47 protein-coding genes are annotated in these 23,006 nt (G+C 63.1%); 2 read left to right on the top strand and 45 right to left on the bottom strand.

The genetic code is table 11. The features are described from left to right. Positions 1–2: 2 nt before the first annotated feature. From LPN03_RS09155 to LPN03_RS08980, 36 genes are all read right to left on the bottom strand, one after another. Complete coding sequence (locus tag LPN03_RS09155) at positions 3–605, bottom strand: Clp protease N-terminal domain-containing protein (RefSeq protein WP_262454005.1); 603 nt, start codon at positions 603–605, stop codon at positions 3–5. A 9-nt stretch (positions 606–614) separates the two neighbouring features. Then, the gene (locus LPN03_RS09150) at positions 615–1,232 is read right to left on the bottom strand and encodes a Clp protease N-terminal domain-containing protein (protein WP_262454004.1); all 618 of its coding nucleotides are present in this window, start codon (positions 1,230–1,232) and stop codon (positions 615–617) included. 220 nt (positions 1,233–1,452) lie between these two features. Next, a complete protein-coding gene (locus LPN03_RS09145) occupies positions 1,453–1,707 on the bottom strand; it encodes a hypothetical protein (RefSeq protein WP_262454003.1) in 255 nt (84 codons plus the stop codon). 32 nt (positions 1,708–1,739) lie between these two features. Next, the gene (locus LPN03_RS09140) at positions 1,740–2,234 is read right to left on the bottom strand and encodes a Panacea domain-containing protein (protein WP_262454002.1); all 495 of its coding nucleotides are present in this window, start codon (positions 2,232–2,234) and stop codon (positions 1,740–1,742) included. After that, positions 2,231–2,593, bottom strand: a complete 363-nt coding sequence (locus LPN03_RS09135; RefSeq protein ID WP_262454001.1) for a hypothetical protein — start codon at positions 2,591–2,593, stop codon at positions 2,231–2,233. Before LPN03_RS09135 ends, LPN03_RS09140 begins: the two co-directional genes overlap by 4 nt. 95 nt (positions 2,594–2,688) lie before the next feature. Further along, positions 2,689–3,066 carry a hypothetical protein gene (locus LPN03_RS09130; RefSeq protein WP_262454000.1) on the bottom strand — a complete coding sequence of 126 codons (378 nt, stop codon included), beginning with the start codon at positions 3,064–3,066 and terminating at the stop codon, positions 2,689–2,691. Between the two features lie 265 nt (positions 3,067–3,331). Continuing rightward, positions 3,332–3,574 (bottom strand): hypothetical protein, encoded by a 243-nt coding sequence (locus LPN03_RS09125; RefSeq protein WP_262453999.1) that lies wholly within the window; start codon positions 3,572–3,574, stop codon positions 3,332–3,334. Further along, entirely contained in the window at positions 3,571–4,017 is a 447-nt protein-coding gene (locus LPN03_RS09120) for a hypothetical protein (protein ID WP_262453998.1), read from the bottom strand. Before LPN03_RS09120 ends, LPN03_RS09125 begins: the two co-directional genes overlap by 4 nt. An 82-nt stretch (positions 4,018–4,099) precedes the next feature. Beyond that, complete coding sequence (locus tag LPN03_RS09115; RefSeq protein ID WP_262453997.1) at positions 4,100–4,471, bottom strand: hypothetical protein; 372 nt, start codon at positions 4,469–4,471, stop codon at positions 4,100–4,102. Between the two features lie 40 nt (positions 4,472–4,511). Next, on the bottom strand, positions 4,512–4,964 hold the full coding sequence (locus LPN03_RS09110) for a hypothetical protein (RefSeq protein ID WP_262453996.1): 453 nt from the start codon (positions 4,962–4,964) through the stop codon (positions 4,512–4,514). After that, the gene (locus tag LPN03_RS09105; RefSeq protein ID WP_262453995.1) at positions 4,952–5,209 is read right to left on the bottom strand and encodes a hypothetical protein; all 258 of its coding nucleotides are present in this window, start codon (positions 5,207–5,209) and stop codon (positions 4,952–4,954) included. The genes LPN03_RS09110 and LPN03_RS09105 overlap by 13 nt, the downstream gene beginning before the upstream one ends. Positions 5,210–5,306: 97 nt before the next feature. Next, positions 5,307–5,648 (bottom strand): hypothetical protein, encoded by a 342-nt coding sequence (locus LPN03_RS09100; RefSeq protein ID WP_262453994.1) that lies wholly within the window; start codon positions 5,646–5,648, stop codon positions 5,307–5,309. Next, the gene (locus tag LPN03_RS09095) at positions 5,645–6,373 is read right to left on the bottom strand and encodes a hypothetical protein (RefSeq protein WP_262453993.1); all 729 of its coding nucleotides are present in this window, start codon (positions 6,371–6,373) and stop codon (positions 5,645–5,647) included. The genes LPN03_RS09100 and LPN03_RS09095 overlap by 4 nt, the downstream gene beginning before the upstream one ends. A gap of 25 nt (positions 6,374–6,398) precedes the next feature. Next, entirely contained in the window at positions 6,399–6,617 is a 219-nt protein-coding gene (locus tag LPN03_RS09090; protein ID WP_262453992.1) for a hypothetical protein, read from the bottom strand. Next, positions 6,614–6,886: a hypothetical protein gene (locus LPN03_RS09085; RefSeq protein ID WP_262453991.1), complete on the bottom strand. Its 273-nt coding sequence runs from the start codon at positions 6,884–6,886 to the stop codon at positions 6,614–6,616. Before LPN03_RS09085 ends, LPN03_RS09090 begins: the two co-directional genes overlap by 4 nt. Further along, a complete protein-coding gene (locus LPN03_RS09080) occupies positions 6,883–7,131 on the bottom strand; it encodes a hypothetical protein (protein WP_262453990.1) in 249 nt (82 codons plus the stop codon). The genes LPN03_RS09085 and LPN03_RS09080 overlap by 4 nt, the downstream gene beginning before the upstream one ends. 141 nt (positions 7,132–7,272) lie before the next feature. Further along, positions 7,273–7,680: a DUF6283 family protein gene (locus LPN03_RS09075; protein WP_262453989.1), complete on the bottom strand. Its 408-nt coding sequence runs from the start codon at positions 7,678–7,680 to the stop codon at positions 7,273–7,275. Then, positions 7,677–8,126 carry a hypothetical protein gene (locus LPN03_RS09070; RefSeq protein ID WP_262453988.1) on the bottom strand — a complete coding sequence of 150 codons (450 nt, stop codon included), beginning with the start codon at positions 8,124–8,126 and terminating at the stop codon, positions 7,677–7,679. Before LPN03_RS09070 ends, LPN03_RS09075 begins: the two co-directional genes overlap by 4 nt. Before the next feature lie 28 nt (positions 8,127–8,154). Then, positions 8,155–8,487, bottom strand: a complete 333-nt coding sequence (locus tag LPN03_RS09065) for a hypothetical protein (protein ID WP_262453987.1) — start codon at positions 8,485–8,487, stop codon at positions 8,155–8,157. A 620-nt stretch (positions 8,488–9,107) separates the two neighbouring features. After that, on the bottom strand, positions 9,108–9,365 hold the full coding sequence (locus LPN03_RS09060; protein ID WP_262453986.1) for a hypothetical protein: 258 nt from the start codon (positions 9,363–9,365) through the stop codon (positions 9,108–9,110). Positions 9,366–9,392: 27 nt separating this feature from the next. Continuing rightward, the gene (locus LPN03_RS09055; RefSeq protein WP_262453985.1) at positions 9,393–9,710 is read right to left on the bottom strand and encodes a hypothetical protein; all 318 of its coding nucleotides are present in this window, start codon (positions 9,708–9,710) and stop codon (positions 9,393–9,395) included. Positions 9,711–9,735: 25 nt separating this feature from the next. Next, the gene (locus tag LPN03_RS09050; protein WP_262453984.1) at positions 9,736–10,101 is read right to left on the bottom strand and encodes a hypothetical protein; all 366 of its coding nucleotides are present in this window, start codon (positions 10,099–10,101) and stop codon (positions 9,736–9,738) included. A gap of 321 nt (positions 10,102–10,422) precedes the next feature. Next, positions 10,423–10,695 carry a hypothetical protein gene (locus tag LPN03_RS09045; RefSeq protein WP_262453983.1) on the bottom strand — a complete coding sequence of 91 codons (273 nt, stop codon included), beginning with the start codon at positions 10,693–10,695 and terminating at the stop codon, positions 10,423–10,425. Positions 10,696–10,749: 54 nt separating this feature from the next. After that, positions 10,750–12,078 (bottom strand): RNA 2'-phosphotransferase, encoded by a 1,329-nt coding sequence (locus LPN03_RS09040; RefSeq protein ID WP_262453982.1) that lies wholly within the window; start codon positions 12,076–12,078, stop codon positions 10,750–10,752. A 72-nt stretch (positions 12,079–12,150) separates the two neighbouring features. Then, positions 12,151–12,789, bottom strand: a complete 639-nt coding sequence (locus LPN03_RS09035) for a hypothetical protein (RefSeq protein WP_262453981.1) — start codon at positions 12,787–12,789, stop codon at positions 12,151–12,153. After that, positions 12,786–13,019, bottom strand: coding sequence for a hypothetical protein (locus LPN03_RS09030; protein ID WP_262453980.1), 234 nt, complete (start codon positions 13,017–13,019; stop codon positions 12,786–12,788). The genes LPN03_RS09035 and LPN03_RS09030 overlap by 4 nt, the downstream gene beginning before the upstream one ends. Beyond that, positions 13,016–13,180, bottom strand: coding sequence for a hypothetical protein (locus LPN03_RS09025; protein ID WP_262453978.1), 165 nt, complete (start codon positions 13,178–13,180; stop codon positions 13,016–13,018). Before LPN03_RS09025 ends, LPN03_RS09030 begins: the two co-directional genes overlap by 4 nt. 38 nt (positions 13,181–13,218) lie before the next feature. Further along, positions 13,219–14,121: a hypothetical protein gene (locus LPN03_RS09020; RefSeq protein WP_262453977.1), complete on the bottom strand. Its 903-nt coding sequence runs from the start codon at positions 14,119–14,121 to the stop codon at positions 13,219–13,221. Continuing rightward, complete coding sequence (locus LPN03_RS09015; RefSeq protein WP_262453976.1) at positions 14,118–14,693, bottom strand: hypothetical protein; 576 nt, start codon at positions 14,691–14,693, stop codon at positions 14,118–14,120. Before LPN03_RS09015 ends, LPN03_RS09020 begins: the two co-directional genes overlap by 4 nt. Beyond that, entirely contained in the window at positions 14,690–14,926 is a 237-nt protein-coding gene (locus LPN03_RS09010) for a hypothetical protein (protein WP_262453975.1), read from the bottom strand. The genes LPN03_RS09015 and LPN03_RS09010 overlap by 4 nt, the downstream gene beginning before the upstream one ends. Positions 14,927–14,973: 47 nt before the next feature. Then, complete coding sequence (locus LPN03_RS09005) at positions 14,974–15,363, bottom strand: hypothetical protein (RefSeq protein ID WP_262453974.1); 390 nt, start codon at positions 15,361–15,363, stop codon at positions 14,974–14,976. Next, positions 15,360–15,575: a hypothetical protein gene (locus LPN03_RS09000; RefSeq protein WP_262453973.1), complete on the bottom strand. Its 216-nt coding sequence runs from the start codon at positions 15,573–15,575 to the stop codon at positions 15,360–15,362. Before LPN03_RS09000 ends, LPN03_RS09005 begins: the two co-directional genes overlap by 4 nt. Continuing rightward, entirely contained in the window at positions 15,572–16,096 is a 525-nt protein-coding gene (locus LPN03_RS08995) for a hypothetical protein (RefSeq protein WP_262453972.1), read from the bottom strand. Before LPN03_RS08995 ends, LPN03_RS09000 begins: the two co-directional genes overlap by 4 nt. Before the next feature lie 45 nt (positions 16,097–16,141). Continuing rightward, positions 16,142–16,333, bottom strand: coding sequence for a hypothetical protein (locus LPN03_RS08990; protein ID WP_262453971.1), 192 nt, complete (start codon positions 16,331–16,333; stop codon positions 16,142–16,144). 155 nt (positions 16,334–16,488) lie between these two features. Further along, positions 16,489–16,971, bottom strand: a complete 483-nt coding sequence (locus tag LPN03_RS08985; RefSeq protein ID WP_262453970.1) for a hypothetical protein — start codon at positions 16,969–16,971, stop codon at positions 16,489–16,491. Position 16,972: 1 nt separating this feature from the next. Further along, complete coding sequence (locus tag LPN03_RS08980) at positions 16,973–17,176, bottom strand: hypothetical protein (protein WP_262453969.1); 204 nt, start codon at positions 17,174–17,176, stop codon at positions 16,973–16,975. 432 nt (positions 17,177–17,608) lie between these two features. Here LPN03_RS08980 and LPN03_RS08975 point away from each other — a divergent pair, with 432 nt between their 5' ends. Both LPN03_RS08975 and LPN03_RS08970 read left to right on the top strand, forming a co-directional pair. After that, complete coding sequence (locus LPN03_RS08975) at positions 17,609–17,875, top strand: hypothetical protein (RefSeq protein WP_262453968.1); 267 nt, start codon at positions 17,609–17,611, stop codon at positions 17,873–17,875. Further along, complete coding sequence (locus tag LPN03_RS08970) at positions 17,875–18,573, top strand: hypothetical protein (protein ID WP_262453967.1); 699 nt, start codon at positions 17,875–17,877, stop codon at positions 18,571–18,573. Before LPN03_RS08975 ends, LPN03_RS08970 begins: the two co-directional genes overlap by 1 nt. 52 nt (positions 18,574–18,625) lie before the next feature. Here the strand turns inward: LPN03_RS08970 and LPN03_RS08965 are convergent, their stop codons facing one another. From LPN03_RS08965 to LPN03_RS08925, 9 genes are all read right to left on the bottom strand, one after another. After that, positions 18,626–18,856, bottom strand: a complete 231-nt coding sequence (locus LPN03_RS08965; protein ID WP_262453966.1) for a hypothetical protein — start codon at positions 18,854–18,856, stop codon at positions 18,626–18,628. Between the two features lie 25 nt (positions 18,857–18,881). Beyond that, on the bottom strand, positions 18,882–19,172 hold the full coding sequence (locus LPN03_RS08960) for a hypothetical protein (protein ID WP_262453965.1): 291 nt from the start codon (positions 19,170–19,172) through the stop codon (positions 18,882–18,884). Next, entirely contained in the window at positions 19,172–19,705 is a 534-nt protein-coding gene (locus LPN03_RS08955) for a hypothetical protein (protein WP_262453964.1), read from the bottom strand. The genes LPN03_RS08960 and LPN03_RS08955 overlap by 1 nt, the downstream gene beginning before the upstream one ends. A 10-nt stretch (positions 19,706–19,715) precedes the next feature. After that, entirely contained in the window at positions 19,716–20,069 is a 354-nt protein-coding gene (locus LPN03_RS08950; RefSeq protein ID WP_262453963.1) for a hypothetical protein, read from the bottom strand. Next, a complete protein-coding gene (locus LPN03_RS08945; protein WP_262453962.1) occupies positions 20,066–20,803 on the bottom strand; it encodes a hypothetical protein in 738 nt (245 codons plus the stop codon). Before LPN03_RS08945 ends, LPN03_RS08950 begins: the two co-directional genes overlap by 4 nt. A 133-nt stretch (positions 20,804–20,936) precedes the next feature. Then, the gene (locus LPN03_RS08940; protein ID WP_262453961.1) at positions 20,937–21,209 is read right to left on the bottom strand and encodes a hypothetical protein; all 273 of its coding nucleotides are present in this window, start codon (positions 21,207–21,209) and stop codon (positions 20,937–20,939) included. Positions 21,210–21,778: 569 nt separating this feature from the next. After that, the gene (locus LPN03_RS08935) at positions 21,779–22,108 is read right to left on the bottom strand and encodes a hypothetical protein (RefSeq protein ID WP_262453960.1); all 330 of its coding nucleotides are present in this window, start codon (positions 22,106–22,108) and stop codon (positions 21,779–21,781) included. A gap of 19 nt (positions 22,109–22,127) precedes the next feature. Then, a complete protein-coding gene (locus tag LPN03_RS08930) occupies positions 22,128–22,391 on the bottom strand; it encodes a hypothetical protein (protein WP_262453959.1) in 264 nt (87 codons plus the stop codon). Next, positions 22,388–23,006 (bottom strand): hypothetical protein (locus tag LPN03_RS08925; protein ID WP_262453958.1); only part of this gene is annotated, 619 nt, incomplete at its 5' end. The genes LPN03_RS08930 and LPN03_RS08925, both read right to left, overlap by 4 nt.

Below are 23,006 nucleotides of genomic sequence, written 5' to 3'. Positions count from 1 at the left end.
TATCAGGCCGCTCGGGCTGTGCCACTCAGCACCGCGGCAATCTGCCGCGCGGCGTCCGCTTGGCCTTTTGCGAAGTCCAGCGAGTCAGCCTTCCCGCCGGCGGCGACGAATCCCTCCAGCAGTTCGTGGAGCCGTGTGCCGGCTGTCAGCACGTCACGGGCGTTCTCGGCCCGGCTGATCGCCATGTCTTTCAGCACGACTTCGCGGACCAACGAAATGTTCCCGGTCTCGGCCAGGATGATTTTCAGCCCGACGCCGGCCTCCAGGCCAAGCAGGCCCAGGAGTAGGTGAAGGTCCTGGATGGGCCTGTCCTGGAGCTCATTGGCTTCCTGGAGGGCTGTCATGAGCAGTTCCCTGGCCCGTGGTGTGAACGGGATGTGGTCGGAGTTCTCGGTGTGTCCGCGGCCGATCTCCTCGACGACGGCGTCGACGATTCCCTCATGGGTGAGTCCGAAATGGTGCAAGACGTCCTGGGGCCCGCCGGGTCGTCTTGCGAGGGCGAGCAGTACATGTTCGGTGCCAATGTAGTTGTGGTTCAGGCGGCGGGCCTCGTCCTGGGCGAGCACGATAATGTGGCGGGCGGTGTCGTCGTAGCGTTCAAACATCGTAATCTCCTAGAAGTTGTCAAGCAATCGGATGAGCTGCCGGCCGACGGACTGGACTCCGGCGTCGTGGCCACGCTCCCAGTCGTCTTTGTACCTGGGGTCGGTGTTGGCCATGAGCTCAGTGGCGAGAGCCCGCAGTTTAGCGAGGGGGTCGCCAGCAGGATTCATTTCGGGGGCCGGTGTGGGAACAGCGAGTTCCTGGAGCTTGGCCATGACCTTGGCGTGGACACTCAGTGCCATGATGATGGACGTCCTGCGAGGGGTATCAATCGCAAGGCTGGCGAGGATATGTTCGGGTGCCACAGTGGTGGCGCCCTCTTCGGCGGCGATCTGCTGGGCGTCAAGCAGCACAAGAGCGGCGGTTGGGGATGGCAATGGGTCTAGCCGGGTGTCGTTGGCGTCCACCTTGGAGTCGCCAGACGTTTCCTGCATGTATTTGAGCACGAGAGGTTCGGTGATGTTCACCCATGCCAGCGCGATGGTCGCTGCCGATGACCCTTGTCGGATGAGTCCGAGGGTGAGGTGGTCCACCAGGATGGAGGCGTGCCCGAGCTCCTTGGCGGCCGCGGCTGCGTGGGTGACAACCTGCAGGGCTGGCAGGGTGAAGGTGCTGTAATCGATGGCCATCGGTAAACTCCTTGGGCGACCTGCTGGTGGTTGATGGTTACCATGTGTGCGGCGGGCGAACAACTCTCTGACGGGGCTGCCTGCGGCTCGCCTAGCTGCCCTGGTCGTCCCCGTTCCGCTCGCTTAGCGTGAAAGCCTCCTGGACCATGGCGGCCTGGTGGGCAATGGACAGCCACTGCCCGAGTCCGCGCTGGTTCTGCCTGCCCGTGATGGTCGTCTCTCAGGAGCACTCGGGGCCTTCGCAAACGACCAGCACGTCTGTCGCGCTCTGCTCGTGCCCGAACACGATGCCAGGATGTTCCTCCAGTACAGCCACGAGCGTCTCGTTGATAGGGGTGGAGTTGAAGCCCCTCACTTTCCTACCCCTGGCGGAGGCCGGTGCTTCCTTGATCGCAGTTGCCGGCGTGGCATCTTCGGACAGAGCGGCGATGGTGGGGCCGTCGGAGAAGTGGACTGCGACGAGGTGTCGAGACATGGTGGGATTCCTGTCGGGAGCGATCATGCATTTCATATGTGCGGATTTTTCGACGCCTGGTCTTGCGGGATGCCGTAGAAGCCGAGCATTGCACGATGGGTGATGACCGCGCCGCGCCCGTCATTGGGGGCCGCGGAGGACCAGGCGTCCAGCCACGGGCTTTCCCTGCGGGCAAGGTTGCTGAGCCGGTAGCCGGAGAGTCCTCCGTAGGTATTGACTGTCCAGGTGATGCAGCCACGCTCGTCCGGAGAGAGAGCGCATGCGTTGTTGACGAACAACTCTTCGAACAGCAGCGGACCAGGCATCAGGGGGTGAAGGGTAGCGACGACTGGACCCTGCGGCCAGGCGCGAATCTCATCCTCGAACAGCGGGTTGCCTGCAGATACCAGGCTCCAAGCATTCGCGTAGTACAGCAACCTCTGGACCTTGACGGTGTCTACCGGTCCCAGCTTGAGCAGGCGCCGGATGATGCATGCTGCCGCATCAAGAACCTGCGGGGTCGGCTCGGTTTCGAGAGCTGCGCTCATTTCGCCTCACGCCCCTTGATTTTGCCCCACACACGGTCGGTATTCTCAAGGTCGTCGTACCGTTCAGTCCAGCCGGGGACGTGCTCACCGCCGAGGCTCAGGTAGTGGTCGAGTCGGGCGTCATGGCTGCGACTGGCGAACACTTCGACACCGTCGGCCAGGAGGGTGAAGACTTCGCGCTCCATATCGAGGTCGAAGACGTAGGCCGGCTCGTGGACTTTCGAGACGACATCCTTGAGGAGTGTCCTGCTGGATGTGGCGTCCAGGTAGCTGACCTCTTCGAGCGCCATCGGATAGCTGCCGGTCGGTACGGTGATCGTGTATTCGATGGTCTCGCGGACGGTGATGATTTCGGGCATTTCGGCTCCTTGGTTTTGTGGTTCAGAACGGCGCCAATGGAGGCCAGCAGGCGGTTGGTCCTACCGCGGGACAGCTTGTCGGCGTGGCTGGCCGCCTACTCCTTGTTTTTCGCAATGAAGATCGCATCGATCTTCTCGAAAGCCGGGATGGCTTTTGCGCGGTCGGCAGAGAGGTGGCTCTTGCCCCAGAGGGCGTTGTTTCTTAGATTCTCGACTGCTGCCAGTGGAAGTTTTTCCAGCTCGTCCACCGATGAGCTCATGATGGTTGATGAGGCAGCGTTTGCCGCCTCCAGGAGCGGACCATTGTGGTTGTCACTGAGGATTGACAGTCCGCCGGCGAGGAGGGCGACGATGGGCAGCACTGTGAAGATGAGGGTCGCGGCTCCGATGTTACGTCGGTCGAATCGGCGACGGATCGCCTTCGTTACCGAGTTGGACTGTGGAAACGGCTTGGCGGAAGTTTTCTTTGTCATGGACCTCATGTGTGCGGCATGCGCAGATTAAATGTCCGACACCGTCAGTCCTTGCTTTGCGCTTCGATGGCCGCCGCAACCTTTGCACGCGCCGCTTCCCAGCGAACCTTGTCCCCTGCCGCGATCATGAGTTTCTCTCGTTCGGGTGAAGATGAACGCGGCGGAGTCAAGGGCGGCAGGGGTGGGCTGGCCGTGGGACGTCATCACTGCCTCCCTCGTTGATCGTTGTTTATGCGAGGTGAGCAAATGGCCCGTTGACCGTTGTTCATGGGCCAATTACGTGGCGAATTGCGAGGATGCCGGCCAACCCGAAAGTCATCACGGCACTCCCAGCCACCATGAAGCCGGCCATGAACAGGGAACCTCCGGGGCGAACAATGGCGCGCTCCCGGGAGCCACCTGCAGCCCAGAGGATGCGCTCCAACGCAATCAGGGCGCACCCTATGACCAGCAACAGAATGTTGAACCAGCAGGGCGTGAACGGGAACAGCCCCTCGGACACTGTCATGCCCATACCACCGGCCGGCCCGTCTCCAGGGCGAACTCAGCGATTTCGCGCAGCTTGTGGAGACAGTCGGCGGTGTGTACATCCGTGGGTGTGGAGGTGATGACACGGGCCATGAAGTTCTCGGCCTCCCGTTCGCCGCAGATGGGCTCTCGGGCAGTAAGACCAATCGCAGCCAAGATTCGGACGGCATTGTGGTTGCTGACCTGCATTGACGGCCCCCCATTTTCAAGGATGGCATGGGTCATCATCCGGCCGAAGGCGAAGCAGTAGTCATCCCCGCAGACGGCCAGCGCACCAGTCCCGAGATCGTCCCGTGCCTGATCGTTGAGGAAGTCGGAGGCTTCCTGCCAGGTGGCGAAACGGTGGGCCGTGACGCCGTTCTCGTGGCCGCAGCTAAACGCCCAGGCGGAGACCGGGGCGGGAGTAAAAAAGGTGACTGACATGGCGGGCCTTCCATTTCGGTGAGGCCAGCTGCCTCGGGTGGACATCATGTGTGCGGACGGGCGAGGAATCGTCTTCGCGCGGCTACTCGTTGGCGACCCAGCTGGCGAACTCCGGGTTTCGCTTGGCCTCCATCGAGATCAGGTCTCGACCGGTGAGACTGGAAAGCACGGTGACCACCTCAACCCGCAGGGCCAGCGCCAGTTCGAAATTGGTGAAGATGTCCACGATGTTCTGCTGTTGAGCCAAGGTACTGACAGCCCTGTCGATACGCTGCGCGGCGAACATCACCTCATCCGAGGCGGCCAGTGCGGCGGTTGCAGTTTCGCGGATTGCATCCTGACGGGCCAGGGATGCTGGGTGTCCAGAACGCCATGGGGCAGGGTCGATGGCAAGGGCGGCGGCTTCAACTCGAGGGTCGGATACGCTCTCAGGCACGGCAGTGGGGATGTTCATGGACATCATGTGTGCGGACAGGCCGGGGCCCGTCTCCGGCTCACGCGAGCAAGATGCGGAGCCGCTGCGGCAGGAACTCCACCTCGGTGGCCACCACCACTTCCTCACCGTCGCCGTTCCGTCCCCAATACTGCGTTTCCTTGGGGGCGAAGACAGTGATCCTGGGGAGGAAGCCTGGCTCGCGCTGCCGGCAGAAGTCGTGGGCCTTTCCGAAGTGCGTGAACCAATGGTGCTCGGATTCCCAGGCAGCCGCTGAGTCAGCCGAGGCCTGCACGGAGGCACGGAAGCAGCCGCCATGGGGGACGTCGATGACTACTGGGACTACTTTGGCGTCGTAGTTGCGGGTGTTCACCTCGGCCTGCTCACGGGTCGGGTAGAGATTCACCCGGCCCTGGATGTTCACGGGCACACCCTGGGCGCGCATCAGCTCGCCAACCAGGTCATCCGTCGCCGCGATATACGCGATGTGCGGGTAGCCGCTCATGAGTCCCACGTCCGTTCCGTAGCCCGGATGGCCGCGGCCGCTTCGGGATCATTTTTCTCCAACAGAGTGAAGCACTCCGCACAGATGTCATCCCGCGCTGAGATCATCCACCCGTCCTGGGTCGCCATGACGCGACGCGCCACGGTCAGCGAATCGGTGCCGGCAGGCACGATGTAGTCGCGGGTGACGGTGGTTTCACAGTCGTCGCAAAAGACGGTGACGAGGACGGGGCCGGTTTCTTCCTGAATTGCCATGTGGTTCCTTTGTCGGGATTGGGTTTAGAGAGACTGGACGTCGCAGGGGAACGTGGGGAAGTAACGGTGGATCGTTTCGTCCATGATTGCGGCCTCCCTATCGCAGCTCCGCGTTGACACCAAGGCCGTCGTAGTGGCGTTGCATTACGGCAAGAGCTTCGGCCTTGGTCTTGCCTTGGGCGGGATAGTCGCACCACAGGCAGTTGAGAGTCCAGCCGTTGTGTTGGGAGTAGGCTTCGCCGCTGTCGGCAAGAGCATCGGCATGCCCTTGGGGAGACTCGTACGGGTATTGCACGGTCAAACTGCGACGCTCGATCAAGTCGTCGACGATCGCCAGCAGGTGCTCGCGGCCGATCTCTGCAAGGTCGATCGGCGAGGATGACGTCAGGGTGTCGCGCAGTTTGGCGAGGTGGGCGTCGGTGATGTCAGGTGTCCTCATGCGGAGAACGCCTCGCTGGCACCAGCGGCTACAAGCTCCGCGCCCTGCGCGGGTTTCTTCACCCACGGCAGCCGCAAGGCGGTGTACTTGCGCTCCCGGGACACGTTCACGTAGCCGGGCTCCAAAATGCCCGCCTTGCCGAGGGCGGTGAGCAGGTCCCGGTACTTCTCCCACGGCATCGGCTTGTCAAGATAGAGGTGAAAGTGGCCTGGCGTACTGGACGGGATCAGGGCGGCCGGGAAGTCGATGTCGAGCATTGGGCGGTGCAAGCGACGATCGGGGTGCCGATGTATGTTCCCCTCCCAAAGCCACGCCCTGGCAGAGTCTTGCACCCCACTGTCGCTGGTGACAATTTCGGCATCGTCGAAGGAGTCTGCAGGCTCGTGGGGGTTGACGTAACCGTCCGCGTCCGGCAGGTCGCCGGAGGGGTTGATGCGGCCTAATTGGTGGTTCACTACGAACTCTGGCAGGGCGGTGACCGTCCCTGCGTGCTTGCCGGCTCGGCGGCTAACGAGGCTCAACGCACCCTCTCGGGTGTTCCGAGGGTCGAGCGTCCTCGCAATGACGGCCGAGAGGGGTTCCGCGGCCGACTTCTCATATCCGGCATGGGAAAGCTCACCGACCAGTTGGGCTACCCGCTCGGCCAGGACGTCGGCGGGGAGGTTCAGCGGGGCCAGAGATCGGGTAATGATCTGGGCCAAGGGCAGGGTTGCAGTCGTCGTCATGGACACCATGTGTGCGGACACCGCGCTATGCCGCGTCACGGGCTTGTTCTTCCCAATACACGATGATCGAATTATCGTCCGTGTCGACCATGATGGCGTCGTCATAAGATACCTGGAAGCCGGCCGCGGCCTTGTCGCGCGCGGCAAAGTGCAAGGCGTCGCGTACATCTTTCTGGGTGGCGGGCCGGCGGACAACATATTCGTGGCGGACGGTGGTGACGGTTCGCTCGTTGACGGAACTCACTGGCTGGGTCCTTTCTGTAGGGCGGTACGGATTTGTTCTGCAAAGAAGGAGAGGTATCGGGCATCCCGCCGGTCCGCCTCGATGGAGCGCCGGAGGCAGGGCCCCAGTCCAAGCTTTTCCGCAAATTCGGCCCGCCGCGTGAGCTTGACGGCGCCAGCTTCGTAGGTGGCTGTGAGGGTCTCGATTCTTGCCAGTCCCTCCAGGGCCCCGGCAAGGCCTGTGGCTGTGCCGTTGTCGCAGCTGTCCAGGGTGCCTCGCGTGGGGGTCATGATTCGTCCTCGCTCGGTGTGCAGGTCCAAGTTGGGCGGGTCCGGTACCAGTACCGCAGGTAGTGGATTTTCCACCGGGCGCCGGCCAGGATAGCCCAGGTCTTGCCCTCGCGGCCCAGGATCTTTCCGCAGTTGTAGCATTCGACTGCGTAGCGACGGCTGGTCGCTGCCGCAACGGCGACCCAGACGCCAGCCAGGGCTGGGAGCGTAGCGAGGCCCAGCAGGTATATGCCCCAGGTGCTCATGCCGCCACCGACGCCCGGCTTGAACCCATTGATGCGGACGCGCGAACAACGATCTCTTCGGCGGATTGAGGTGCGAGTGCGATGAAAGTGTTCATGGGCACTATGTGTACGGCAGCCTCCACCAGCCTCTTCAGCCCACCCTCATGCGCTTTTTCGAATGATCTTGCCGATGACCTTCTGCGCTTCGAGACTCGGGTCCTGTAGGTCCTTCACGCCGTGGGCCGCGGCTTCCTGGCCGGTGCCGAACAGGGGCACATCGGTCGAATACTCCGCGCAGCTGCCATCCAGCCGGCCGTCCATCAAACCCAGCCGCACGGCCAATAGGTCCAACGGGTCACGGTGGCCCAGCCAGCCGGAACATACGCATCCGTCGTGCTGGTGGCACATAAAGACCGCAACGGAGTCCTGCTCGAACGTTTCGCCGTCATAGCGCCACAGCTTCTCATACTCGCTGGCCTCCCACACACCAGAGGGGACACCCTCCCTGTACGGACACGAAGCGCACGGGTTTTTCCGGGGCTGTGCGGGCTGCTGATCCGCCTGGTTCACGGTTCCACGTCCTCGGGCAGGGAAGGAGATTCGTCGCGCTTTGGTTCCTTCAGTTCGCTCCCGTTGCCGTCATGGTGGACCTCGACGACCTGCTCGCCCAGGGTGTTTCGGTCGGCCGTGTCGTGGACGCCCGGGAAGAGGTCCGAGATCGATTTGCCCTTCCCCGGGGCAATGGCCACCGGGCCCTCGATGGCCGGCGTGTGTTCGACCAGGCCTAGGGGTTCGCCGATGCCGGATCGTTCGGCCGAATAGACCAGCTCAATGTATTTGCCCTTGGGGACGTCGCTGTAGGCGCGGCACAGATGCAGGATGGTTTCTTTCGGCCGGTGGGTAATCTGGCGCAGCTCGCCGGTGACCGTACCTTCGACGGGATCGATGATCGTGACAGTGCTCCCGATGTGGGTGCGGTTCAACTGGCCGGCGCTGATGTTGCTTCGTTCTCTCATGAGCACCATGTGTACGGCCGGGCGAAGGTCAGTTGCGGCCGTACGGGTTGGCTCGGGTTGGCTCGATCTTGCAACGGCATGGGCTGGAGTTGCACAGGCATCCGGCGATCCCAATGTTCGCCTCCGAAATACGTTCATCTTCGATACCCAGTCGATAGGCCTTCGCCCACAGCGGGTGCAGGACGTTGGCTCGATACCAGGCCTCCACGGCCGCCACTTGCCGGGCGACCACCTCCTGTTCCCAGGCGTGCCGCTCAGCCAGTGGCTGGATGCAGTCGCTGGCGGGCCCCGTGTACTCGTTTCGATAGATGGTCTCGGACAAGGCGTCCAGCTGCTCCCCGGTCAGGCCCTGCGCGCTCACAGGGCCACCTTGATGAGGTGTACATGATTGGGCGCCGGCAGGGGCTCGGGGAGTTGCTCGTCGCTGGGCCAGCGCAGTTCCCTGGCCAGGACGCGCAGGGGCTCCACCATGCGGCATGGCCAGGGAACTGCGACAGTGAACACACCGCAGGTTCTTTCCCATCGCCTCTCTGACCCCGGCGGCCAATTCGCTGGTGTCGGCCGTGGACAGGTCCAGGCCCCCGTTGTGGCTGCCCGTCCAGTAAGGCTGGTGCTGTGCGAGGATGCTGTCCGCAAAGGCGGCTAATTTGATGCGGTGGGCTTCGGCTTCTGCGATCAACCGATCTTTGCGGGCCAGCTCAGCGCTAACCGCGGCGGCCCGGGTGAAGATGAACTTGCCGTATCGGACTCTCACGTGGTGACTTCTTTCTTGTGACGGCGGTGCCAGGCCTTGCGTTGCAGACCTGAGAAGAGGGTGGGGGACTGGGCCCCGCACCTGCACCGTCCACGGCCTTGGCCACCTGTGCCCTGCCACGAAATGCGCTGGCCTCGTGCATCATGGGCCGCGCCTTCGGCGACTAGTTCGTGACCTGGTGTTCGGGCTCCCGTGGAGGCGGCTGTCTTGTCGGTTATCCCCATGGTCTACTCACTGTCCAGCTCGTCGAGAACGGCCAGGGTGTCGCGGACAATCTGAAGCTTCACGGTGCGGCGGGCCACGGCATCTGCGCCCTTGACCAGATTCAGGGCTTCGAAACTTCTGCCGTTTTTAAGGTCGCGGCGGATGTCTGCAATATCTGATTCGAGCGCCTTCAGTTCGGCCAGGAGGCGGGCTTCGTGGGTTTCGACGGACCCGACGGCGATGGCCACGGCGCGGACCGGGGTGATTTTCGTTGTGCTCATGGACCCCATGTGTGCGGCACTGTCCTGTCAGTGCTCCTCCGGATCGAAGACAGTGAGCCCGGCGGCTCGTAGGTGCGGGATGGCGCCTGGTGCGTTGACGGCAATCCAGTCAAGTGCGGCGACTTCGGCCGTACTTGCGTATTGGGTCCACTTTTTCTGGTCCCTGGTGTGCTCGGCTGCGGGCCGACTGTCCATGGAGGCCAGATGCTCCCGGTCGATGCCGTGAAGATGGGCCAGGTCCCGGCGAATGTAGTCTCGGAAGCCGACATGGCCGGTGTTGGCGGGCTTGAATTCGGCATCGAGCATGCCGGATGCGGAAGCAGACGGGGAGGTCGTGGTTGTCATGCTGCCTATGTGTGCGGCAGGACATCTAACCCGCGTCCCCAGACGGCTCCAGGTCCCATCCATCCTCTGCGTCATAGTCCGGCAGGGTTGCAAAACGGTACAGCGTGTCCTGGCGCTCCTTGACGATCTGGATCGCGTTGTCAAAGTCGTTCTCGAAGTCCAGGTCAGTGTTGGTAATCCGGTTTGGCGCCCAGTAGATTGCGGCCAGTTCTGCATCGGTGAACCGGCGCTTGACCACGATGGGGTCAGGCACCCACTGGCCGTCGATGAACCGCTCCATGGCGTGGACAGTGAACGTGTTGCCGTCCTTGTCCGTGCCACCGTAGCCGGTGGGGACCAGTCGCTTCGGGTAACTGGTGAACGCGGTGCGCTTGGGCGCCCTTGGATTCATTTAGCGCCGGCCCAGTCGCAGGAGAGCCCGCCGCCGAACGTCTTAAGGTCGTAGGTCACACAGACAACTATTCGGCCATCTTCAAGGACCTTGTGCCTCTCAATAAGGCGGTTTTCGGGCGCCGGAGCGGTGGACTTCGGTTCAGGGATGGTACCGGATTCCTGCACGGCACATCCGGCGGTTGCCGTCAGCATTAGGAGGGTGATGGCGCCGGCGACCGCAAGTCGCGCCGTGCCCCTCATCGGTCAACCTCGAAGGTCGCCTCGGGAACTTTGCGCGTAGCGCCGGGACCCGGTTCTGCACGCGTGGAAATGTCACAGCTCATGGCTGGGTCCATTCAATAGCTTCGATGATCTGGAGTCCGGTGGGAATGTCTTTGGGATGGGCACCGGCGGCGATGACAGCCTGCCATAGAGTCATCGAACGGGAGACGATGATTGACCTGGCGTTCAGCCAGTTCTCCACGGAGGGCTGGTCGATCGCCTTGAAGACCATCGCCCGGGTTTCCGACGACAGGATGCGTTCCTCGGTGAGGTTGAAGCAGCCGTCAAGGGCGTTGGCGATCCGATGCAGGGGGAGAGTCGTTGTTTCCATGAGGCTCATGTGTGCGGACGGAGCAAGATCTGTGCTCGCACCGCCCACACGGTCCTAGTCGGCGGCGACCCAGATGTATTTGGCCGGAATCCAGTCGGTCAGCCAGGTGGCGTCGTTCGCCTGACGAAAGAGGACGCCCGCGTCGGCGGCGTCGGCGGCATCGATTTCCAGCACCGCTGGATCGCCCGTTTTGCGACGACCAACCAGCACTGCCGTATCCCGATCGACGGAGAGGTGAACGTGTTGGCGACGCATCGGCTTCAGCCCGTCCCGCAAGATCACCTCGGCGGCCTCCGGGGAGGTGCCGTGAAACAGCACGGCGGGAGGGGCGCTGGCCGCCGGCGGGAGGACACCGGGGACAGAATGACCGTACAGGGCACGAATGCGGCCGTCGGCGATCTCGAATCGTTGCTTGGCGGCGGTGTCGACCAGCGCCGGCAGGTGGCTGGCGTCCACGGCAGCCCAGGCCGGGTCAAACAGCCGCAGGCCATCCACTAGCTCATCCATCGGCGCCCAACCGTGCTCGTCCAGGGCCACGCCCAACAGTTCCGGCTCGTGGCGGAGGGCGCGGGCCAGTGTCTTGCTGACCCGGGTCCGGGCGTCGCCGCCGGCCAAGGCGCGCATCGCGGCGGTGGCGGCGATACGGGACTGCATCTCCCACCGGGCGATGTCCTTCTCGGCCATCTCATCAAAGGGTCCCCAGCCGGAGATGCCGCGTTCCATCTCGCGCAGGGCGCGGGCGCCGGCGGTGACGGCGAGCTGGTGGTTCCAGGGATCGGTGTCCAGCACCGTCTGTCCGCCGGCGACTGCAGCCCGGGTCATATCGCGTGCTGCCTCGCCAGCGTCCCTGGCGCTCTGCTCGGTGTCGGAGGACCCGTTCTCTGCGGTGACGAACAGGTTGACCGGTTCGCCGTCGGCCCGGATGAGCTCCCAGAACCAGCGGTTCCACCGCCCCTCCACGAGCAGGACGATCTCCTCGCGGGAGCCTCCGGAGACCTTCTTGGCGCCGTCGGTGGCCTGATAGGTGGGGACGCCCCACAGGCCGGCAGTGCCGGCCAGGTTCTCCCCGACTTGGTAGACGGTGGAGCCGCCGCGGGCCGAGGACTCCCAGAACGAGAAGTGGAACATGGTCTTCGCCGCGCGGCCCATGGTTTCTTCGCAGCCCGACCAGCCGCCGGTGAAGAACCTGGCCTCACGTATCGGGTGGCCCCAGTGGTCCTTGATTTCTTCCACGGTGCAGCCGCCACCGATGCGCATCAGCTCGATGAGGTAGTCGAGCATCTCGTAGGCGGTGCCGGGGAAGGCATCCAGGTAGTCGAGCGCCTCGTCGGTCGGGTAGCCGTCACCGTCGTGCAGTTCGTCGGGACGTTGGGTGGTGGTCATGGAGTTTCCTTGGAGGTCTGTGGCTGCGAGCCACGGGGAGGGGAAGTCACAGCCGGGCAGTGACTTTGGATTTCAGGACGGCGTCGATACCCACATGGGCACGTAGTCCATAACGAACAAGTCCCACATGTGCATGCGCATGAGTCGGCCGTCGTTTGTGACATGGATCCAGTTGTGCTCGTTTTCACGGTTCTCGGCCAGCCGGATAACTGCGGGGTGGATGCGTCCATCGTGGTAGGCGAAATCTGCTGTATCGAGGAACCGGGAGACTTCTCGTGCCTCGTTGAGATGGGCTTCTTTCTCATCTCGGGTGAAGGCCCGCCACTGACCGGGTGTCAGGTGGGTTCCGTCGTTAATGGGATTCTCAGTCGGAGCAGCGACCTGCTGCAGGAGATTCGCGATCGTGGACGTGACGAACTCATCGATCATAAACCAAGGGTAGGCAGTGGTCAGTTCGCGGATTTCAGTGAAGATTTCTGCGTTGGAGGCTTGAGCTCCTTGATGCGACACCTGAGATGCAAGGCAACGCGCATGGGCTTCCTTGACATCGATTCTGTCGTTCCAGCCGGCCTGGACGGCGTCGGTAAGTTTTAGCTCAGCGCTGGCTAGGGCTGAGCTCTTGCGAGAGCCGTAGCCGTTGGTGAGGCCATTGGAACCGAGCACAGCGTCGGCCTCGCGGTCGGTTAGGGTGACGGTGATGTTTACGCTCATGCCATTGCCTCCTGCGGTTGGGTGTTTTTGCTGAGCGTGCGGTAACCCTCGGAGATTTTCTCGATCCAGTTGGCGTCGTTGGTGACGGCGACAAGATGCACCAGGGCATAAAAGTCGTCGAGTTCCAGTTGGTGGTTGGCGGCCGCCCGGGCTTCCTGGGGCGACATACCGTCCACGACAAAACGGCGGGCGAGCACGTCCAGCTCTTCTTCGCGGGTCAGCGGATTCATGCCTGCTCGCCTTTGGCTTTGAGCCTTTTGACCGTGATTTCGGCGTTCTCGATGTCCCACAGAATGTCTTCGGGGTGACCCGAGAAGTTATTCGTCCGGTAGTTTTCACGGAGTTGGCGGAGATGACGTTTGGTGGCCAGGAGTCTGATGAGCTTTCTCATACCCCTCATGTGTACGGCGTCGTCCAGTCCCCTTCCCACTAGGCTGCCAGCAGCTCGACCTGCCCCTTGCCCAGGGGATTCACCGTCGGCAATTCCATGCCCGGGCCCAGGACCAGGTACTCCTTGCCGATGCGGGAGATGCCGGCAGTGTGCGGGATGTCGAATTCGACCACGTGACGGCCTCTGTACAGCAGCGGAACCTGCGGGTTGGCGTCGTAGGTGAGCAGCCACGGCGCATAGAGCCCGTTCAACGCATGGGCAAGCCGACGGTGCAGTCCGTCGTCCATGCCGACGGCGTAGAGGTCGTTGCCGACGCCGATGTAGGGCGGGTCAGCGAAGCAGAACACCTCATCCTCGACCCCGGAGTCTGGCAGCTCCTCCAGGAAGGTGATGCCGTCCCCGGCAAAAACCTTGAACCGGGAGCCGAGGGCATGCACTCCCCGGATCCTCTCTGCCAACGGGGCAGCGTTGAATCGGGCGCCGATAGTGTGGATGCCCTTTTGGCCCTTGCCGCCGATGGGCCCAACGTTGGGAATGATCATTCCGGATCGGGAGCACCGGTTGACCATGAATGCGGCCAAGCCCAGGTCGAAAGTATCCACGCTTTCACCGGCCAGGCCGGCGGCAACCGTTTCCTTCGCGGCCTCGAACAGCGCAAGGGTGGGGGCGGTGGTTTCAATGCTCTTTGCCAGCGCCACTCCGTCATCCATCACCGTGGTCCAGAAGGCGGCCAGTGCTGGGTTCGCTTCGACGATCCATGCCTCGGGCACCCGACCGCTGGTCACCGCCGTGAGTGCGGCACCCGCACCGCCTCCGAACGGTTCCAGCCACACCTCGACGTCCATCGGCCCGGTCAGCGAGTCGAAGACGTCCATGAGCCAGGGAGCCATGCGGGCCTTGCCGCCCGGGTAGCGCAGCGGGGAAGCGTAGCGAGGGCTCACCGGTGCACGCCGGAAAGGGTCGCGAGGAGTGCCCCTGGGCCGTGTTCCTCGTAGTCCCATCCGGGCAGGCTGTGGTCGCTGGGACCGTTCGGCCACCATGACACGATGGCCCCTGCCCGCAGCGGGACGTCCGATCCGGCATGCCATTCCGGGAACAAGGTGAGGTCTTCGCGCCACGCCTGGGCGTGGCACTGCTCGACGGGCCCGTGGAGGCAGTCAAAGGCCGGCTCGATGAGATCGAAGCCGCCGGCCGCCGCGAGGAGGAACCGCACGGTATGCCGCTGGAGTGAGACCGGCAGGTGCTCGTCCTCGTATCGCCAGTGCAGCGCCGCACCGTCGTCGCCTTCATCCGGCCAGGGAGAGGCCCCTTCCCACTGGGAGACAATGATTCCGTCCCGGATCTGATGGCCGGCTCCGTCGTCGCAGACCAACGATTCAGGCTCGTCCACAAACGCGTCACCGTCGCACCGCTGTCCGCCCGGAACGTCCTCGTGAAGGCACGTCAGCTTCGGGGCGTACCGGCCGTTCTCCAGCCGCCAGTGAAGCTGGTGTCGCTGCGACGGGGTGTTCATGCCTTGGCCGGTGATGTCGGTGCGGGGGCGGCCTGGATGAAGCCCGCTTCGATCAGCTTATCCGCGACGTGCTCGGCGAAACGCTCGGGCCACAGGCAGTCGTCGTCCTCAGGAATCGGCTGGAAGTTGCACGACAGATGGTTGCAGCGGATGTAGCCTTCGGGCACTTCGTCGTAGCGGTCATCGACGGGGATGTGCGACTGGAGGAGCCAGATCAGTGCGGTCTTGTTCATGGCCATCATGTGTGCGGCGGACCCAGAATGCCACGCCCGCGCCGCCTCTATTGGTTGCGTGCGGCCTCGTCCTCTGCCTCCCAGCGGCTGCTTTCCTCCACCCATTCGAGCATTTCCTTTTCGTGCCAGGGCCCGCTGTAGAGGTCGTCGTTGCTGTCGCGAAGGTAGCTGTAGAAGGTGACCCCGTCAGGGTTGGTTTCCACATCCAGGTGCAGGCGGGTATTACCGCAGCTCTTGCCGCGGCAGCACGGGCGGGTCAGTGTCTTAGGGACGTCGATGATCTTGGGGCTTTCAACGTCGGCGAGGATCTTCCCAGCCAGCTCGCTGGCCATGTCGGCGATCTTCGCCAAGGTCTTCTTGTCGAACTCCCACTTGTCCAGCTCTCCGAACTGCTCGACAAGCGTGCGTAGGGCGATGACACCGGGGTTGTTGCTCATGGCAGGGTCGGGCGTCGAGGGTGTTTGTTGTCCCAACGGATGGCCTTCCTTCGTTTCTTTTCGGTCTTGTCGATCAACTCTGTTACCTCATGGAGGTCGGCGGCACGGCTGTTGCGTGGGTCGCTGTCCAGGAGCCGGGGTGCGGCTATGAGCTGGCGCCGACGTTCGTAAAGGAAGTCCAGGTCGGCATCGAGCTGTTCGAGCTCCGTCATGCCGTTTCGGCCTCTTTGCGGACAAACTCGGCGGCTGCCGTCCAGGCGTTTCGGCCGGCTTCACTGGTGGTGAGGCCGGCAACAGCGTCGATTTTCACCGCCACCTCGCTGATCGCCATGCGTCTGCCGGCGGCGACAATGTGGGCGAGTTCATCGGCTGACATAACCAGCAGCTCGAGAGATGATGGATCGGCCAACGTCTGGGCGGCACGCTCTTTCTCAGCCCAGACCCGCAGACGCTCCGGCGCTTGCTGGGTGGGCGCGACGCTTTCCAGCCAGTCGGCGGCGTCGTCCCATGCGTTGGCACGAATCGGCGGGGTTGCGACCGTCAGGACGTCTGTGGCGATCTTCGTGTCGCGAATTGCCCGGACTGCAGCGTGCCCCTCCTGGAACCCGCCAGCCCCGCGGTACGCCGCGGCCTCGTCGGCCGGCCACTCGTCGACGCGGGCACTACGTTCATGGTCGGGGCTGGCCAGTACGGCGGTGATCAGGGTGCGCAGGGGTACAGGAGAGGTATTCATGGCTCCCATGTGTGCGGCACGCTCAGTCCCCGGCTCGGCTGCGCATCAGCGCTTTCGGCATTCCTCTAGGTGCTCGGCAAGCTCTTTGCGAAGCATGACGACCTCATAGGAGCGGGGATCGACTTTCTGCTGCCGGTCGAGGCGGGCGATACTGCGGAATTCGTCGCTTCCCGGCAGCTTATCGAGGTGAGACCAGCCGCGCGCCAGGAAGGCCATAAGGATGCACTGGGCCTGCATGAACCGCGGATCCTCCACGGGGAGTTGGGCGTCCCAGTCCAGGGGATAAAACTTCCCGTGTCGGGCGCATGACACCCAGTCGGAAACCATCCGGGCACAGGCTCGGTATGTTTTCAGGTCCTGCTTGCTGGCGCCAGCGAAGGGGGACCGGGGCCTCATCGCGTGCCATCTTTTGCTGTTGAAGCATTGACCGGGCCAGTTCCGTCCCGCAAGACGGCCGTCGGCAGCCACGAACGCTCCTCGAAGTCGCGCGGAGCAAAGCACATAGCACCATCAAAGTGGCCATACCAGGTCGGGGTGAAGAAAGCAGCCTCTGGGTCGTCTTGGGCGTATAGAAGTTCAAGGACTGTGCCATCGTGGGTTTCGATGACGGTCCCCACCCCCTCTTGGATCAATTCCTCGGCGGTCTCGATCACCCGCGGCAGGCGGACGCCCACTGCGAGCAGCACTTCGGCGACATGGTCGGCCCACTCCACCTTCGTGATGGTCGGCGACTTGGCAGCAGATAGCTGGCATGAGCAGCACCCAGTGACGTTGTTGTAGATATGCGAGAGAAGTTCGCCGGCAAGGTGGCCAGGTGTGAGCAGTTCCGTCTGGCTTTGACGATGCGATTCAGGCCTGTGGGGTTTCGTCGGCATCCTAGAATCCCTGGTCGTCCGAGTAGGACCATGAGTCTGGGGCGATTTCATCCGACCATTCACCAGCCTTTCTGTACGTGTCGTTTTCGCGAAGTTCAACGTGAAGGTGGAAGCCAACATCACTGCTGGGTGTCGGCATGGCGTTGAGGGCCTTCGTGACGGCGGCGATGTATTCGAGCTGTTCCGCGAACTTTGGGAATGCCATGACGGCCTTTCGATGGGGGGCTGGGAACCATCATGTGTACGGCATGCGCCGGTCGAGGGTGCCCAGCCTGTCAGGCCGACTCCCGCTCGGCGGTGCAGGTTCCGCCACAGTAGACGCATTTGAGGTCGCCTGGATGTGACCAGATGGCGCCTACAACAGGACGTCCTTCGTCAAGGAGGAAAGGCCCGGCCCAGACATGGTCACGCCCGAATCGGCATCTGTCGGCATGGGTGGGGCAGCAGGTTCGCGGTATTGGCTTGCTCAACGGGTGTCTCCTTCGATCATGGCGGCAGCTGCCTGGGCGGTGCTGGTGCTGATCATCATGTGTGCGGCGCCGGCCCAGGGACTCGCTGCCGGACAGCGGATGGGGGAGGGCCGATGCCGCACACATGGACCCTGTACACGCCATCAGAATCATTCAAGGAGAACTTCATGGCTTTCGCTCTCAGGTACTCGTTCAACTTCCGCTATTCCAAGGACCGCCTGCGCTCGGTGATGATTCCTCTGGAGAGGGCAGTCGGCATCGAGTTGCACGTCCTCTACGTGGCCAGGCTTGTCAGCGGTGACCACGAACTGCAGGAAGAACTGCTCGGTGAGCAGGCTGCAGACCACCAAAGCTGGGTAAGCAATCTCGAGTTCTATCACAAGGAGCTCGAACGGCAGAACGAGACCCTGGAGATCGTCGAGGTGGCTTCCTGATGGCAAAGATCCGCATGGTCATGGGCTACGCCCTCTCCGGCGTGAAGACCGGCCGCAGTGGCGCCTTCAACGATCCGCGCCTTAATTCCCGCAGCCCCCTGCTGGCCTGGCCCGAACTCGAAGAGGCCGACGAGACGTTTAGCGCTCCTTCGTTGCTGGACTACATGCAGTGGCTCCCCTCCAGGGGCATTGAGGGGCTCGCAGAGGCCCGGAGGATCGAGGACGCCCAACGCTGGCATCCACACACCTACGAACTGATCCACACGGTTGTGCACGAACCCGAAGCCGGCTGGGCGGACACGCTGGTCATTGTCCCGCCGGAGGAACTGGGACGGTGGATACGCCGCGCCAACCTCATGGACACGGCAATCGCTTCGGCCAAGGGAACCGAACTGGACGTCGAAATCCTCCACCTGGAACGTAGCCCGGAAGTCGCCGAACGGTTCATGGACGCACTCACCGGCGCCGAGGTGCCGGACACTTTCGACTTGAAGCTGCTGCTGAGCGAGGGCTGCAGTGACCCCCACAGCGAGGAAATTGCCCATGACCTCGGATACGAAAACGCCAACGAAGCCTGGGCACGCATTGTCCCTCGGGTGCCGACCAGCGTTCGTCATCTCGCCGAGTTCGCCGGACTGTTCACCGGTCCGGACGTCTGGAAGGAATTGCGCCCGGTGGTCTACACCTACTGGGCATAGCAGGCAGCAGAGAACCCCGGCACCGACTAGGCAGCCGGGGTTCTCTGCTGCCTCAAGTCACTGGTTCGCGACGCCGCAGCTCGTAATTGCCGCCGTCGAGTGAGATCGACACTTCCAGGAGGTCGAAGGTGTTCGCGAACGTCTCGCTGAGGGTCTTGTGGATGATGTCGTCCACCTTGACCATGACCCATCGCTTTGTGTGGGTATCCGGGGCTTCCTTGAATCGCGCAGTGACGAGCAGCGTGATGTCGGCTTCCGGGCGGGCATCCGTCGTGGGCTCCATGGGTTCTCCTTTGGCTGGGTATGGTTCAGAACGGTGGGCTTCCAGCAGTCGGCGGACCTCCCGGGCGGAGCCAGGCACCTGGGTCTTCCTGCGACGGGTACAGGCACAGTTTGGCCAGGATGCGGCGGAAGCGCGCGTACTTCGTTTTGGCGCAAGGAGTGCAATACCGCTCCAGATACCCCCAATCGCCGCCGCGGCGCTCCTGGCCCGGTGCCAGGTCAACGTGGCAGTAGTAGTCGCCGGCGCCGATGGCGTGCCCCTTCTCGCACTGCCGCTCCGCTGCTGCCTGAACACGGGTGATGATGACTCCAGCCACTACGCCACCACAGCTTCTTCGGCCGCTTCACGTGCGGCGTAGTAGACGGACAGCCCGACCGGTTCCCAGATGTTCAGGTCCAGGCCCGGGATGGGAGTCCTGTCCGGTGCCTGGCTGAAGGTCAGGAAGTGTTCTGCACCGACCGTCTGGACCCGCGGCCACGCGCGGTATCCGCCACCGACGATTGAGTCCGGTGCGCCGGGGATGCATTCGGCTGCGAGGCCGATGCGGGGGAGCACTTCATCGGCGAGACGCTTTCCCTCCGGAGTCTTCTTGGCCGGAACCGCCATATGCGGCTTCTTGGAGTCGCGGCGCCAGCCTTCCTGCGGCTCGGTGCCGACTGGGATCTGGTAGCCGCCCACCCAGAAGGATCCGTTGAAGCCTTGGATGCCATGGGCCTTATCTGAGCCGACGCCGAACAGGAACAATCGAAGCCGATCGTTGTAGGCGGCCACGGCGTCCTTGCGGCCCTCGATGTGGGCGGCGATTATTTCGCGCTGACGGGCCCTGAAAGCAATTGCGGGGGAAGACATGGAAGGCTCCTTATTCGGACAAGTTGTGGACATTAGGATTTGCTGCACCAGCAGCTTCGGCTTCGGTGGCGTACCGCCACCACAGATCGGCGCTGTCCCCGACACCTTTCCACCAGGTGGTGATGATGCCGTCGTGGATGGTGGTAAGCGGGCCGTCAAAGCATTCGAGGAAAAAATCGCAATCCTCGCGGGCCGAGCTGCCGTCGCAGATGTGTCCGCGCTGGTGTGGCTCGTGCCCAAGGCAAGCCAGTTCGAAGGTGATGCCAGTGCTGCGGTCAATGTAAAACGACAGCTGGTGAAACTGCTTGCGAGGATACAGGTTGGCGTCCTTTTCGCTCGTGAGCAAGTCTTGAAGGGTGGTCATGATGCCAGCACCAACCTCGGGCTCGCGTCACTCCGACCACCGGCGACAGGGCTGGTACGGTCCGTGTCAAGGAGACGCACCAGGCGGTGATTCCTCACCGAACGGATCCGGTCTCCAATGGCGATCGTTACGAGCGATTCGTTGGACCAGCCGACGACCGCAGCCTTCATGACCGACCCAGAGAGGATGATCGCGACGGAGTCGCCAAATCGGAGGGTCTGGCCGACGGCGTCGTCAGGGAAATCGGAGGGCTCGTTGTTCTTCATGGTCCCCATGTGTGCGGCACTGACTCGACCAACTACTGTGTGCACCGGGGGATACAACCTAGCCAAACGGTGACTACGTGTTCCCGGGTTGTCCGTTGCCCAGCTGGCTTCGACTGTGTTCCCGTCCCAGTGCACTGCACTTCCGGCCCCCATCCAGATGCCGGCACCGGGAAGGCGTTTCACTGTTAGGACGGAGCAGCTGGAGTCCTCGTGCTCGACCCTATAGACGTGCTGTGCGCCCAAGTCGCGGCGCTCAACGAAGATCGAACCAAGAAGCTTGTCCGCCCGGTAGAGGGGGTCTTGGACGATGGACGTCACCTTGTAGGCGTGCACGCGTTGACCGGCCCTGGGCGTGGTGCCCAGCAGCCTCAGACGGATCCAGATGACGGCCGAGAAGGCCAGGTAAACCAGCATGCAGGAGAGCACGGACAAAGGGATGGCAGCCAGGCCCAGCCAGAAGTTATTCACGGTTTCCTTCCGTTATGAATGAGCGATTTTTCGCCGAGATTCCGCCAGACCTTGTTGCAGCGTTTGCAGTGCCGGTACCGGAACGCGAATCCGGTACCGGGATGGTAGTCGGACCAGTGGGCGGGGAACCCGCTCATGCCTCGGGCTTGAGGCCGGCGAGACGGCGGACTGCCGAAACCCCGCCGGCGGGCGAACTCATGGCTGCAACGACAGCGCCTTCGATGGGAAACGCTTCGGCCAGCCGCGCCCAGTTGTACGGGTCGGCAGATTCCCACAGGGAGAACAGCTTCTTGCGGAATCCGCCGATCATGGTGCCGCCGGGGATGTTGTAGTAGCCGAGCAGGTCACGGGCAGCGGCCGCCACTTCCGGGGAGATGGGGGTCTGGGCGTCAGGGATTGTTTCCATGGAATCCATGTGTACGGCGGTCGAACCTTATTGCACGCCACTCGCGCGTCAGCATGGCGCCCACGTGGTCACTTTTGACGGTCGCCACCATGGGCATAGAAGAAGGCGATGGCTTCCGGCGTGGCCAGACGGGCGCTGGGCGTGCGGGGGATGCACACGAAAAGGTGGCACATCCGGCACCGGTAGCCCCAGCCGGGCGTCCAATCCAGGTCGACGTCCTCACAGGGCGGGCATTCGGTGTCCACGAAGCCGGGATGCTTGTGCGGAAACTGAGCCAACTCAGCGTGGCTGGGCGGGTGACTCATCGACTTGCGGGAACTCGTAGCTGCCAAAGGGCTGCCTTTCGCTGGGGAAGATTCGGACCGGGCGCCCCGGTTGCGGGCCAGCGATGCAGCTGGCCTCCGGGTGGGATTGGCGAATGGTCTGCGCGGCGCCCCGGGAGTGTTCAGGGCAGTTCGGATCGATGGACTGGGTGTCGACCAACCCACAGGCTGCCTTCCCGCAAGGGCAGTCGCGTTCTATGCTGTTTCCGTTCCAGGTGCGCCCGATATGCCAGACTCCGTAAGCCATCAGACTGCCAGCTTCCGGTGTTCGCGGTCGCACCGGGCGCATTTGGTGTGCCATTCCTCCGAGGCTTTTCCAGTGCCGAACTCTGCCGGTTCGATGTAGCCGACAAAATCGTTGGCTCCATCGAGAGTGCCACCCTGGAGGCGCCAGCCGCTATGACCCTGGGCGCCGCAGAGAGCCCGTCCGTACAGCACAAGATTGCCCAGCTGCATCCGGGCGCGCGTGGAGGGCTGGTCCGCCAACGCATGAACCAGCGAGCCGTTCTGATGGGGGATGGCCTGCAGGTACACAGGTGGCTGGGTGGATGGTGATGGGGCGGTCGAAGCGTTCATACACCCCATGTGTGCGGCGCTAGGCTGCCTTGTGATCGACCTGTGCTGGCCATATCAGCTCCTCAGCCTCCGCCCGGGCTTTCAAAGCTGCGTCACCTCCAAGCCCGGATAAGGCGACCAGGTTGGCAATGCGCAGCTGCGTTTCAATGCCCGCCAGCTGTTCGGCCGCTTCAATGGTGGCCACCACCCGTGCGTGGGCCCGCCGGCCCCTGGCCGTCGTCGTTGCGTCGTCGAAGCGGACCTTCGCCAAAATGGCCTTGGCCGCCCTGATGGCTTCGTTCATGCCGCCACCTCTTCCAGGTAGTCGATGACTTGCTCGACGGTAGAATTGCCGGGCCTGAACTCCAGCAGCGTCCTGCCATGGATGCGAAGGCCCTCGACGGCCTCGGTAATGAGTTCAGCCCTTTTCATGGCTTCCTCGTCGATTTCGGCCACCGCGCCTTCAGCGTCCTCCAGCTTGGATTCCAGGTCGGTGACCTCCCGGCGAACAAAGTCCAGGGCTTCCTCATGCTGGTCACGCGGGATGTAGTCCTCGGCGATGGCCCATGCGGCCGTCATGGCCAGGCCATACTCCCTCTCCAGGTGCAGGGACTCCACCAGCCGGGGGAGGGGGACTTGCCCGTACCCGAATTCGTCCCGGTAACGGGCGAGGTCCGCGACGTGAATCGGGGAAATTCCACTGCGGGCCATGGCCTGGTTTTCCCGCTTCACGATTCTCTCAACGAGGGTGTCGATTTCTGCCTGGATCTTCGGGCTCATGCGCTTCGTGTCCTTGCCAGACCGTTCAACGGTGACACGGATGGGCCGGACTTCGCCGCCGTCGCTGACGCGGTGCGCATATGGCATCACCCAGTCGACGGTGACAATGTGCCCGGAGTCGAGCGTGGTGGCGTAGCGG

The organism is Arthrobacter sp. A2-55 (genome assembly GCF_025548615.1).
GTDB lineage: Bacteria > Actinomycetota > Actinomycetes > Actinomycetales > Micrococcaceae > Specibacter > Specibacter silviterrae.
This window is presented reverse-complemented; position numbering and strand designations above follow the sequence as displayed.